General features: G+C 46.7%; 9 protein-coding genes, 1 tRNA gene and 1 rRNA gene. 10 read left to right on the top strand and 1 reads right to left on the bottom strand.

Annotation, left to right across the window (positions count from 1 at the left end):
• Positions 1 to 240: 240 nt before the first annotated feature.
• Positions 241 to 312 (bottom strand) — tRNA-Arg (locus HMPREF9624_RS05125).
• A 205-nt stretch (positions 313 to 517) separates the two neighbouring features.
• Between HMPREF9624_RS05125 and HMPREF9624_RS05120 the strand changes: the two genes are divergently transcribed.
• The 10 genes from HMPREF9624_RS05120 to HMPREF9624_RS05075 all read left to right on the top strand — a co-directional run.
• Positions 518 to 1,894 carry a hypothetical protein gene (locus HMPREF9624_RS05120; protein ID WP_009536823.1) on the top strand — a complete coding sequence of 459 codons (1,377 nt, stop codon included), beginning with the start codon at positions 518 to 520 and terminating at the stop codon, positions 1,892 to 1,894.
• Between the two features lie 16 nt (positions 1,895 to 1,910).
• Positions 1,911 to 2,741, top strand: a complete 831-nt coding sequence (locus tag HMPREF9624_RS05115; protein ID WP_009536822.1) for a purine-nucleoside phosphorylase — start codon at positions 1,911 to 1,913, stop codon at positions 2,739 to 2,741.
• A gap of 95 nt (positions 2,742 to 2,836) precedes the next feature.
• Positions 2,837 to 3,943 (top strand): S-methyl-5-thioribose-1-phosphate isomerase, encoded by a 1,107-nt coding sequence (mtnA, locus tag HMPREF9624_RS05110; RefSeq protein WP_036594939.1) that lies wholly within the window; start codon positions 2,837 to 2,839, stop codon positions 3,941 to 3,943.
• Between the two features lie 127 nt (positions 3,944 to 4,070).
• The gene (locus HMPREF9624_RS05105; protein ID WP_009536820.1) at positions 4,071 to 5,273 is read left to right on the top strand and encodes a BMP family lipoprotein; all 1,203 of its coding nucleotides are present in this window, start codon (positions 4,071 to 4,073) and stop codon (positions 5,271 to 5,273) included.
• 73 nt (positions 5,274 to 5,346) lie between these two features.
• Positions 5,347 to 6,882 (top strand): ABC transporter ATP-binding protein, encoded by a 1,536-nt coding sequence (locus HMPREF9624_RS05100; RefSeq protein WP_009536819.1) that lies wholly within the window; start codon positions 5,347 to 5,349, stop codon positions 6,880 to 6,882.
• The gene (locus tag HMPREF9624_RS05095; RefSeq protein WP_009536818.1) at positions 6,872 to 8,038 is read left to right on the top strand and encodes an ABC transporter permease; all 1,167 of its coding nucleotides are present in this window, start codon (positions 6,872 to 6,874) and stop codon (positions 8,036 to 8,038) included. Before HMPREF9624_RS05100 ends, HMPREF9624_RS05095 begins: the two co-directional genes overlap by 11 nt.
• Positions 8,038 to 8,997, top strand: a complete 960-nt coding sequence (locus tag HMPREF9624_RS05090) for an ABC transporter permease (protein WP_009429347.1) — start codon at positions 8,038 to 8,040, stop codon at positions 8,995 to 8,997. The genes HMPREF9624_RS05095 and HMPREF9624_RS05090 overlap by 1 nt, the downstream gene beginning before the upstream one ends.
• A gap of 88 nt (positions 8,998 to 9,085) precedes the next feature.
• Positions 9,086 to 10,360 carry an amidohydrolase family protein gene (locus HMPREF9624_RS05085; RefSeq protein WP_009536817.1) on the top strand — a complete coding sequence of 425 codons (1,275 nt, stop codon included), beginning with the start codon at positions 9,086 to 9,088 and terminating at the stop codon, positions 10,358 to 10,360.
• A 17-nt stretch (positions 10,361 to 10,377) separates the two neighbouring features.
• Positions 10,378 to 11,940 carry a cupin domain-containing protein gene (locus tag HMPREF9624_RS05080; protein WP_009536816.1) on the top strand — a complete coding sequence of 521 codons (1,563 nt, stop codon included), beginning with the start codon at positions 10,378 to 10,380 and terminating at the stop codon, positions 11,938 to 11,940.
• Between the two features lie 394 nt (positions 11,941 to 12,334).
• A 16S ribosomal RNA gene (locus HMPREF9624_RS05075) occupies positions 12,335 to 12,718 on the top strand; the annotation flags it as partial.

The raw sequence follows: 12,718 nt of genomic DNA, 5'->3' as shown, positions 1-12,718 counted from the left end.
TTGCAGAAAACGAGCAAAGCGAAGTTTGATGCTTAGTACCGTTAGGCCGGAGCCGAGCGAGAGCGTGCTTTCGAAAAGAATACAATGGGCTTTAAACGTTATATTTTTGGGAAATAGACGATAAAATCTTCTTCCGAACGGACTCGAACCGCCGTTAGGCCGGAGCCGAGCGAGAGCGTGCTTCCGAAAAGAATGCAGTGGGCTTTTAACGTTGTGTTTTTGAAAAATAGGCAACAAAAATGCTTCCGAACGGACTCGAACCGCCACTACCGGCGTCGGAGGCCGGGGCTCTATCCCTTAAGCTACGGAAGCATAGAAAAAAGTATAAAACAAAACTCTGGCATTTGCAATAGAACGAAGAATTTAAGCGTTATCAAAGTATAAAGTATGTAGAAAAATACAAAAAAAATATCTTACAAGGTTCTTGATTAAAACTTACCAGTTCGGGTACTATAGAGTCATATGTTTTAATATGGAAAGTCCGATGCGTTGTAGGAAGAACAAAGTGGAGGGAAAGATGAAGAAAAGTCTTGTAGGTTCTACGGTGTTATCAATTGCAGTGGCAGTGACGCTCGCTTCTTGCGGAAGCGGGGGAGGAAAGCAGACAGGAGAGACGACTGCAAAAGTGACGGAGTCCGCGAAAGAAGAAGCGGAGACGACGGCACAGGCGGAAAGTAAAGCGGCGGAAGAAAAGCCTCTCGACGAGAATGCGGCAAAGCGCAAGGGAGAAGAGGAATTTAAGGATACACCGGAGAAGACAGACGCGTATCTAAAGACTTACTTTGCTGTAAGTCTTCCGGAAGAAGCGGACGCAAAGGCATTTTCCGAAGCTTTAAAGGCTATTTCGGAAAAGGATGCGGACTTGGGAACGGAGCTTAGCTGGGATAATGCGGTATCTGCGGCAGTTCAGGCTGCGGGATATGAGGAACTTGCTTTAACCTACAATGCGGAGAAGGCGAAAGAGAGACTGAAACAGTACGGGATAGAAGGGGAAGGAGAGAATCTTTCTCCTGTTGCTTGCGCTTTGGACGTGGATTTAATTACACCGGAGGAAGCGGTACAGTGCATCAAGAAGGAAAAACCGGATAAGGCGGCGCTGGATGCTCTTTTAATGAAGGTTGCGGATGCGTTGGGAAAAGGCAGAAATTATTTGGGCCTTGCGAGTGATCCGGATATATTCGGAAAGCTCGAGAAGGAATGGAGCGCTTTCCAACTCTTCGATGACCCGACTCTTTCCGAAGTTGGAAAAGAGGCGGTAGAACAGAAGATTACGACGGGGTACGGGTTGAAATCCGCAGCGTATGATGCGCGATTTTTACCGGAGTTGACTTTACAGTACGGTCATTCCGATATCCTTCATGCCCAGCAGCTTATCGGCCTTTTGGATAGTGAAAATATCAATGCACGGGTTCAGCTGGAGCCGAAAATCAGCATTTATCAGTATTTATTGGACTGGGGCCCCGTTCCGGATCCGACACCGACCTATGAAGTAAAGAAATTCAGTGACGAGCTGTATCTGGTTTATGCAGTGGAATATGATTTAAAACTGGAATTTGCGGATAAAGAAGACCTTATGGCATTTGACAAGGTGATTAAGGAATTTGCCAAGAAGAATTCGGAAAATGCGGATATGAAGGGCTTAATCTACGGTTCCTGGTGGCAACCACTCTACAGCACGGTCAGAGAAGATATGCCGAAAGAGGATTATCATGAGATTTATGACTGTGTTGTGACAAATGGAGAATATTCCATCCATCCCTTTACGACGGTGGAGGCAAAGGATGAAGTTGTGAAGAAGCTTAGTGCTCTTCATGAAGGGCTTTCCGTAAATCCGGAGAAGCGTTATGTGAATACGGCCTTCTTCAATTATCTGACGGGAGAAGATTACCAATAGAGAAAGCGGGGAAGAGATGACAAAGGTTTACGAGAGATTGCAGCGTTGTTATAAAAGTATTGAGGATAAGATTCCTTTTCGCCCGCGTCTGGCGCTGGTACTCGGTTCGGGGCTGGGAGATTATGCGGAAAGAATCGAAATCGAGGCAAGCATCGATTATCATGAGATTACGGATTTTCCGGTATCGACGGTAAGCGGACACAAGGGAAGATTTGTTTTTGGCCATATCGGCATCGTGCCGGTAGTCATTATGCAGGGAAGAGTACACTTTTATGAGGGGTATTCCATAGAAGAGGTGGTTCTTCCGGAACGTCTGATGCACCTTATGGGAGCGGAAATCCTCTTCCTGACCAACGCCTGCGGCTCTGCGAACCCTGCCTATCAGGCGGGAGACTTCATGCTTCTTACGGACCATATTCTCTACTCTGTTCCGAATCCTTTGATTGGAGCCAATGCGGAGGAACTGGGTGTTCGTTTCCCGGATATGTCGGAGGTTTATGACGAGGCACTTCGGAAGGAAATTTTTGCCTGTGCAAAGGACCTCGGGATTTCCCTTAGAGAGGGTGTATATATGCAGTTTAGCGGTCCCAGCTTTGAGACACCGGCTGAAGTCAGGATGGCGCATATTCTCGGAGCCGATGCGGTGGGAATGAGTACAGCCTGTGAGGCGGTTGCGGGAAGACACTGCGGTATGCGGATTTGCGGGATTTCTTGTATTTCCAACCTGGGCGCAGGGCTTTCCGAAGAACCCTTGAGCGACGAGGATGTGAAGGTGGTTGCAAACCGTGTGGCACCTCTCTTCAAAAAGCTTGTTACTGAGGCGATTCTCAGGATAGGTAGGGAGTAATTGCGGCTGTGATGGAGCATGACCGGGAAGAAACGGCTTATAGCGACCTGTTTGGTCTTAAGTATAGGAATAGAAGAAGGGAGACGGAAGAAGAAATGGATCAGGGAAGGCTTAAGGAAGAAGAAATTGCGGAATTACTTTCCGGCATCGAGAATGTTCGTTTGAACGAAGAGGAGACGGCTGTCATCATTGTGGATCAGACACAGCTTCCCGGAAAGAAGGAGTTTCTTGAACTCGGAGATGCGAAGGCTCTTTATGATGCTATTTTTGAATTGAAGGTACGCGGAGCTCCCGCTATCGGGATTTGTGCAGCTTACGGCATCTACGTTTTGGCACGGAAGATTAAGGCGGATTCGGGAGAGGCTTTTTATAAGAAGTTTAAAGAAGATGCGGAATATTTGAATTCCTCCCGTCCGACAGCCGTAAATTTAAGCTGGGCATTAAAGAGGATGGAGTCTGTGGTTGAAGCGCATATTTCTTCCTTGCCGAAGGAAATTCTGGCTCTTTTAAGAGAGGAATGCAAGTTGATTCAGGCGGAGGATGCCGCTATGTGTAAGGCAATTTCCGAGTACGGCCTTTCCCTGTTAAAGGATGGAGACGGGATTCTCACCCATTGTAATGCCGGCCCCCTTGCGACTTCCAAGTATGGAACAGCACTGGGTCCTCTTTTCCTCGGAAAGGAAAGAGGCGTGAACTTCCATGTCTTTTCCGATGAGACACGGCCTCTTCTGCAAGGGGCAAGACTGACTTCTTATGAGCTGGACCAAGGCGGAATCGATGTGACCTTAATCTGTGATAACATGGCAAGTATTGTCATGAAGAGCGGAAAGGTACAGGCCTGCCTCGTGGGCTGCGACCGCATTGCTGCTAACGGAGACGCGGCAAATAAAATCGGAACCAGCGGAGTGGCGATTCTGGCGAAGTATTACGGAATTCCTTTCTATGTTTTAGGCCCGAGTTCCACCATTGACTTCAGCTGTAAAACAGGAGAAGATATTGTCATTGAAGAGCGAAATCCGGAGGAAATTAAATGTAAGTTCTACGAGAAACCGATGGCTCTTCCTTCGGTAAAATGCTATAATCCGGCCTTTGATGTGACAGATCACAGTCTGATTACCGCAATTATTACGGAAAGAGGAATTTTACGGGCGCCTTTTACGGAATCTCTGAAGGCGGCTTTCCCGGAAAGAGCGGAGGGCTAACAGGGAACGGAAGTATCGTTCGAAATTCGGAGATAGCGCAGGAAGGCAGGGACTTTCCTGCGATACTCAATATAAAAACTTGCACAAAAAACGTGCGAAACTTGTTTTATAAGGAGAGGAATGCATTATGAAGAAAACATGGAACGTGATTACAGGCGTTGTGCTTGCCGCTTCCCTTTTGGCAGGCTGCGGTGCTTCCGGCGCTGCAAAGTCCACGACTGCTGCTGCCGGTGAGAGTGCTACAACAGCTGCGGCGGAAGAAAAGGCGGATGCAGGCAAGACGGATGAAGCGAAAAAAGGCTTAAAAATTGCCATCGTTTCCAGTCCTTCCGGAGTCGATGACGGAAGCTTCAACCAGGATAACTACAACGGTATCTTAAGCTTCATTGAGAAGCATCCGGATGCTACGGTTACTCCCGTTCGTGAAGAAACCGGGGATACTGCGGCTGTTATGCAGGCGGTAAACGACATCGTTGCGGATTATGATGTTTTGGTATGCTGCGGTTTCCAGTTCGCCGGAATCGGAACCGTTGCGAAGGATAATCCCAATACGAAGTTTATCTTAGTGGATTCATATCCTGTAGATGCGGACGGGAAGGAAGTTTCTCTGGACAATGTTTACGCTATGCAGTTTAAGGAGCAGGAGAGCGGATTCTTTGCCGGTATCGCTGCGGCACTTGAGACAAAGAGCGGAAAGGTTGCCGTAGTAAACGGTATCGCTTATCCCTCGAACGTAAACTACCAGTACGGCTTTATGTCCGGTGTAAACTATGCGAAGGCAAAGTATGATGCGAAGGCTGAGTATGTGGAGATTCCTTCTTATGCAGGAACCGATGTAACCAATGCAAATGTTGGCGGAAACTATATCGGAAACTTCTCCGATGAGGCTACCGGAAAGGTTGTAGGAAAGGCACTTCTCGATAAGGGCGTTGATATCATGCTTGTAGCGGCCGGCGGTTCCGGAAACGGTGTATTTACCGCGGTGAAGGAAGCGGGGAATGCACAGGTTATCGGTTGCGACGTTGACCAGTACGATGACGGAGCAAACGGAGACAAGAACATTATCCTGACCTCTGTTCTGAAGGTAATGCATTCCAACGTGGAGAAGCAGCTGGAAAAGGTTCTGGACGGAAGCTTCAAGGGCGAAAATGCGCTTCTCGGTGCAGATACCGATTCTACCGGCTATGTAAGTGCTGACGGAAGACAGCAGCTTTCCGCAGAGACACTGGAGAAACTTGCTGATGTGTATAAGAAGGTGCAGAGCGGGGAGATTGTTCCTGCTGCGAACTTTAACAACATGACACCGGATAATTTTACAGGCTTAAAGTAAACAGAATACAGTAGTTTTGTGGCTGTCCGGCGGGAAAATTCTGCCGGACAGTTCTGCTTAGAGAGGAAACAGCATGTCCGAATATATTGTTGAGATGAAACATATCACCAAGCGCTTTCCCGGAATTGTGGCAAACGATGATGTGTCTTTAAGCATTAAAAAGGGAGAAATATTTGCCCTTCTGGGAGAAAACGGTGCCGGAAAATCCACCCTTATGAGTATGCTCTTCGGGATGTATGAGCCGGATGAAGGGGAGATTTGGATTCGGGGGAAAAAGGAAGAGATCAGTTCTCCGAGCTATGCAACCAAGCTGAATATCGGTATGGTGCATCAGCATTTTAAACTGGTGGAGAATTACAGTATTACGGAGAATATCATCCTGGGCTTGCCTTCAAGGGATAAGAGGCTCGGGTTTCTTCCGTATGTAGATGTGAAGAAGGCGGAGCAGAAGGTTGCTCAGCTTTCCGAAAGATACGGACTGGAAGTCAATCCCAAGGATATCATTGAAAATGTGGGCATTTCCGTGCAACAACGTGTAGAGATTTTGAAAATGCTTTATCGTGAGGCGGAAATCCTGATTTTTGATGAGCCGACCGCGGTACTCACACCGCAGGAAATCAGCTTCCTTTTGGAGATTATTCGGGGGCTTAGGGATAAGGGGAAAACAATTATCCTGATTACCCATAAGCTGGAAGAAATTAAGCAGGTTGCAGACCGCTGTGCTATTTTAAACAGAGGAAAACTCATCGATGTTTTGGATGTTGCCGAAACCAGCACAAAGACAATGGCAAACCTCATGGTAGGTCGTGAGGTGAATTTTACCGTGGAGAAAGCGGAGCCGAAGTTTGGCAATACAGTTTTGGAAGTACAGAATCTTACGGTGAAGAATCGGGACGGCTTCTCCGTGGTGAAAAATGTCAGCTTTTCGGTACGTGGCGGAGAAGTTTTTGCGATAGCCGGAGTTGCCGGAAACGGGCAGGTTGAAATTGCGGATGCGATTGCAGGCCTTATGAAGATTGCCGACGGAAAGGTCATTTTAAACGGAAAAGACATATCCGGTGAAAGTATCCGAAAGAGATGTTTGGACGGAATTTCCTATATTCCGGAAAATCGACAGGATGTAGGGCTTGTTATGGACTTTTCCCTGGAAAACAACCTGGTTTTAAAAACCTATAACAATGCCCGTTTTTCCCGGAAGGGGATTTTACGGGCTAAGGAGATTCGCGCAAACGGAGAAGAGCTGATTAAAAAGTACGATATTCGTTCCGGGCAGGGCTGTCAGACTATCGTACGTTCCATGAGCGGAGGAAACCAGCAGAAGGCCATTATCGGAAGAGAAATTGAATTGAATTCCGCTTTGATGATTTTCGTTCAGCCGACAAGAGGACTCGATATCGGAGCGATTGAAAATATTCATAAGCAAATTATTGCGGAGAGAGATGCGGGTAAGGCCATTCTCCTGATTTCCCTGGAACTCGATGAAATTATGAACTGTGCAGATACCATCGGGGTTATTTATAACGGGGAAATCCAGAAGATTGCGGATGCGAAGGAGCTTAGCACAAATCAGGTAGGTGAATTTATGATGGGGGTTAAACATGAGAAATAATAAAGCAAAGAGTAAACACCTCTTAGTTACGCTCCTCGGGCAGGAAAAAACACAGAATGTCACGATTCCCGTTTTTGCCATTGTGCTGAGTCTGATTGCCGGAGCGCTCATCATTCTTTTGCAGGGGAAAAATCCGCTGGTTGCCTATATGAATCTTTTACAGGGCTCGGGCATTTTACCGAAGGAGAGCTATGCGGGATACAAGAATATTCTTACGGATTTTTGCAGCTTCCTGAATGCCTGGACCCCGATGATTTTTGCCTCCCTGGCGGTTGCCGTTGCCTTACGTGCGGGACTTTTCAATATCGGTGTGGCAGGACAAATGCTTACGGCGGGTTTTGTCAGCTCCGTATTTGTCGGCTACAGTAACCTTCCGTCCGTAGTGGCCAAGCCTTTGGTCATCTTAATCGGGATTCTGGTCGGCTTGGCACTCGGCGCCTTTGTGGGGATACTCAAGTACCGTTTTAATATCAATGAGGTAGTGTCGACCATTATGGTGAATTACATCTCCCAATATGTTATTGCTTTTTTTATCAATACCTATTTTGTCAATCCTACTTCCAGACAGTCGAGACCGGTCTCAGCGGCATCCAGGCTTACGCTCATGGACACCTTGGTGGGAAATCTCAAAATCGATATTCCGCTGGCCATTGTTTTAGCTCTTCTTGTAGCCTTTTTGATTCAATTCATGCTGGACAGAACCTGTTTCGGCTTTGAAATCAAGAGCGTGGGATTCAGCAGAAAGGCTTCCCGCTATGCGGGAATTCCGGTAGGAAAGAATCTGGTTCTGACGATGGCGCTTTCCGGTGCATTGGCGGGTCTTGCCGGGGTTAGCTACTATCTGGGATACTTCGGCTCCATTCAACCCAGAGTCCTGCCGAGTATGGGCTTTGATTCCGTAGCGGTAGCCCTTCTTGGAAACAGCAATCCTATCGGCATCATTTTCTTCTCCTTCTTCATTACTATCTTAAGTAAGGGAAGCACCTATATGAATTCCGCCTCCGGACTGGAATCGGAAATTGCTTCGGTTATTACGGGAATCATTCTTCTTTTCTCGGCATGCAATGCGTATATTAAGTATCTTGTGAATAAAGAGAAGCTGGAAATGCAGGAAAAAAACAGGCCTGAAGAAGTGCAGGAAGGAGGAAAACAATAATGGAAAGAATCATTATCGACGGACTGTCCTTTTCCTTGCCTCTGTTCATCATGGCTGTAGGAGGAATTTACAGTGAAAAAAGCGGCATCACCAACCTGGCCTTGGAGGGCTTCCAGGGTATGGGGGCTTTTACCGGAGCGCTTGCGGTAGTGCTGATGATGAATCTCGGAATCGGCAATTCATCCTCTCAATTTTATGCGGCAATCTTTTTTGCCATCCTCGGTGGGGCTTTGTATTCCCTGCTTCATGCCCTGCTTTGTATCCGGATGAAGGCAAACCAGGTCATCAGCGGTGTGGTTTTAAATATTCTGGCAATGTCTCTCACGGCCTATTTAACAAAGGCCTTAAACAAGGGCTTGTTTCATGCGGCATCCGATAAGTTTGTATTGGGCGTGTCCGATAAATTTACGGTTCCGGGACTTTCCTCTATTCCGGTTTTAGGGGCTTTTTTCAAGGATATTTATCCTTTTGAAGTCTTGATTATTTTGATTGCTTTCGTCTGTTGGTATATCTTGTACCAAACGCGCTACGGCATGAACCTCCGTGCCTGCGGAGACAATCCGCATGCGGTGGATGCGGCCGGAGAAAGTGTTTCCAAGATCAGGACGATTGCCGTCATGTTCTCCGGTGCACTGTCCGGACTTGCCGGCATCTGTTTTGCCTATTCCATTTCCGGAAGCTTTTCTTTCAGTATTTTTGTAGGTTACGGATATTTATCCATTGCGGCCATGATTTTCGGAAACTGGACGATTCTACCGACCCTGGCTTCCTGTCTGCTGTTCGGCTTCGCTCGTTCTGGAGGTTATTATCTGGTACAGAAGATGCAGATGCCGAGCAGCTATTCGGATCTTGCGATGACACTGCCGTATATTTTAACCTTATTGCTTTTGATTTTCTTCTCCAAGTTCAACAGGGCTCCGAGAGCTTTGGGGGAGACTTACGATAAGGGAAAGAGGTAAGAGAAAAAAGGAAAGAGAAAAGAGCGAAACGGAAAGAGCGAAACGGCGAAAAACATAGAAAAGAGGGAGAAACAAGAAAGGTGCGGCGATGAGTATTCGTTTTTACAATGCTAGAATCCTGCCTATGCGGGAGAATATGGATATCATGGAAGGGGAGTTGTGGACGGATCGGGAGAGAATCAGCTATATCGGACCGGAAAGAAAGGAGAGTGCCGTTCCTTTTGAACGGGAAGTGGATTTGCATGGAAATCTGATTCTTCCGGGCTTTAAGAATGCCCACACGCATTCCGCAATGACTTTCTTGCGTTCTTATGCGGATGACCTGCCACTCCTTGACTGGCTGCAGAAACAGGTTTTTCCGATGGAAGCGAAGCTCACGGGAGAAGACATTTATCTCTTTTCAAAGCTCGCGATTCTGGAGTATTTAAGTTCCGGGATAACATCCTGCTTTGATATGTATTTTCATCCGGAAGTGATGGCGCGCCTTGCGGTGGATACCGGGTTTCGAACGGTTTTACTTTCCGGTTTAAGCAATTTTAACTTTTCTCTGGAAGAAATGCGGGAAGCTTATCAGAAGTTCAATGCCTATCATCCGCTGGTTTCCTATCAGCTTGGCTTCCATGCAGAATATACGACTTCGAAGGAACTCCTCGAAGGAATCGCCCGGATGGCACAGGAATTTAAGGCGCCCGTATTTACTCATAATTCGGAAACGAAGGGAGAGGTAGACGGCTGCATGGAGCGATACGGTATGACCCCGACGGCCCTGATGGATTCTCTTGGAATGCTGGACTATGGCGGAGGAGGGTACCACTGTGTCTATATGAGTGATGCGGATTTGGATATTTTTAAAAAACGCGGAATGACTGTGGTAACGAATCCGGGCTCCAATACCAAGCTTGCCAGCGGAGTGCCCCGTACAGCGGAGATTTTAAAGAAAGGCATTCCGATGGCCATCGGGACGGATGGAGCGGCAAGCAACAATTGCCTGGATATGTTTAGGGAAATGTTTCTTGTTACCGGCCTTGCGAAGCTTCGAGAGGAAGATGCGAGCGTGGTTTCCGCGGAAGAGGTTTTAAAGATGGCTTGCGTGAATGGTGCACGATGTATGGGGCTGAAGGATGCAGACTGTCTTTCCGAAGGGAAGCTGGCGGACCTTTTCGTATTGGATCTTCATCAGCCCAATATGCAGCCCGTTAATTCTATTGTAAAGAATATTGTTTACAGCGGAAGCAAGCAAAATGTGGCGCTGACGATGGTGAATGGAAAGATTCTTTATGAGCGAGGCAAATATTTTATAGGGGAAAGTCCGGAAGAAATCTATGAGAAAGCAAATCGTCGTATGCAGGAACTGAAAAAGTAAAGCGATTGGGAGATAAAATGAGAGTAGGAATTATAGGAACGGGATTTATCGCGGAGGTGCATGCCGGAGCTTTAAAGGCGTGCGGGCATGAAATTGTTGCAGCCTGTGGCAATATACCGGAAGCCTTGGAGGCGTTTGCAAAGAAATGGGGGATTCCGAGGGAGTATCAAGACTATCGGGATATTCCTTTGGATAGTCTTGATGCGGTACATATCTGTACACCGCCGAACACACACTATGCGATAGTAAAGTATTTTCTGGAAAAGAATCGGAAAACGGAAACCGGGAAGCTTGCCGTCATTTGTGAGAAACCGCTCTGCCTTGATTTGAAAGAGGGGGAAGAGCTTGTAAAGCTTGTTGCAGAATCAAAGACGCCCTTCGGAGTTTGTTTCCATAACCGATTTTATCCCGCGGTACAAAAGATGCGCGAAATCATACAAGGGGGAAGCCTGGGGAACGTTCTGTTGGTCCACGGCAGTTATGAGCAGGAATTCCATATCCCGCCACTGCCTTATTCCTGGCGTTTCGATGCGGAAGGAGGGAATCATCTTCGTGCCGTATCGGAAATCGGTTCCCATATCTTTGATCTCTTGCAGTTTATTATAAAGGATTCGGTGACTGAGGTGGATGCTGTTTTTCGAAACAGAAAAGAGGAACTTTATCGGGATAAGTCCGGGATGCTGTGGGAGGAAAAGGGAGAAGGACGTCTTCCCGTTCCGATGCAAAATGAGGATACCGCAATTCTTCGTTTGGAAATGCAGGGCGGAACGCAGGCTTCCATCAGTCTGTCCGAGGTGAGTTTCGGAAAGCTGAATCACATGGATTTGCATTTTATTTGTGAAAAGGGAAGGCTCGGCTGGGATAATGACAGGGCGGACAAGTTATGGATTTCTACGGAAAAAGGAAGTACTAGAGAGTTAAATCTCGGCATGCAGCCCGGCTATTCCGACTGCTTCAGAGAGATGTTCGCCGATTTTTATAAGGCTTTGTCAGAGGGAAATGTTTCTGCTATGGCGAAGGTTTCCGAAGCATATGAAAATGAAAAAGTCTGCGAGATGTGTTATTTAAGTGCCTTGCGGACAGAGAAACGAAAACGAAAGGAATTTTTGATTCGTCACTATGCGATGAAGCTTCTCGAGGGAGAACATACCTTCTATTCCGAATGCTATCATTCACCGAATCGCAATGCGGATGGGAAAATGCCGGTTTCCACCATGTACGGACTATATTGTAAAGAACCGAGGAGCTATTCCGATTTTCATATACTTAGCCACGAAGAAATTTGGCACTTTTTGGAAGGGGACCCTTTCACCTTATATTTATTGTATGAAGACGGCTCAATTGAGACAGTAACACTTGGTCCGGACCTTGCTTCCGGACAAGTTTTGCAATACACGGTGCCTGTAAATGTTATTCAGGGAGCCTGCCTCTGCCCCGGAGGAGAATATGCCTTATACGGCTGTACCGTAGTGCCTGCTTTTACTGAGGATTGCTTTAAAACGGTTGGAAAAGAGGAACTTCAGGCGAGATATGGGGAGAAAAAGGAGCTTGCGGAGTTCTTTAGATGGATAAAGGAATGAAAATATTCTTAAAACTGAAAGAGAATTCCTTATAACTAAGATTAGTAAATTTTTAAAATAATTAGGGAAAAATAAAAAAATCTGCTTGACAGTGCATTTTCCTAATGCTAGAATACACAAGCTGTCGCAAAAAGTAAGACAGTAAAAAGCAAAAAGAAACTGAGGAAAATCAAGGCTTTAGCCAAGATGAACCGGCAAACTTTTTGCAAAACAGTACCTTGAAAATCAAAGATCGAATAATACACAGACCCTGAAGATTCTAAAGAATTTTCAGTAATGTTTCAAACGAAACTTACACGAACGGTTTAATAAACCAGAAGTAAAAGAAGGAAAAAACAAAAGCTAAGCTAAGTTTTGACCGGAGAAAGAACTTAAAGAGAGTAATCTCTTAACTTATTATGAGAGTTCGATCCTGGCTCAGGATGAACGCTGGCGGCGTGCCTAACACATGCAAGTCGAACGAGATGCGTATCGGAAAGCTTCGGCCGGAAGATGCGTTATCTAGTGGCGGACGGGTGAGTAACACGTGGGTAACCTGCCTTATGGAGGGGGATAACAGAGAGAAATCACTGCTAATACCGCATAAGCACACATTGCCGCATGGCAGAGTGTGAAAAGATTTATCGCCATAAGATGGACCCGCGTCTGATTAGCCAGTTGGCAGGGTAAAAGCCTACCAAAGCAACGATCAGTAGCCGATCTGAGAGGATGACCGGCCACATTGGGACTGAGACACGGCCCAAACTCCTACGGGAGGCAGCAGTGGGGAATATTGCAC

This window comes from Oribacterium asaccharolyticum ACB7, assembly GCF_000238075.1.
GTDB lineage: Bacteria > Bacillota > Clostridia > Lachnospirales > Lachnospiraceae > Oribacterium > Oribacterium asaccharolyticum.
This window is presented reverse-complemented; position numbering and strand designations above follow the sequence as displayed.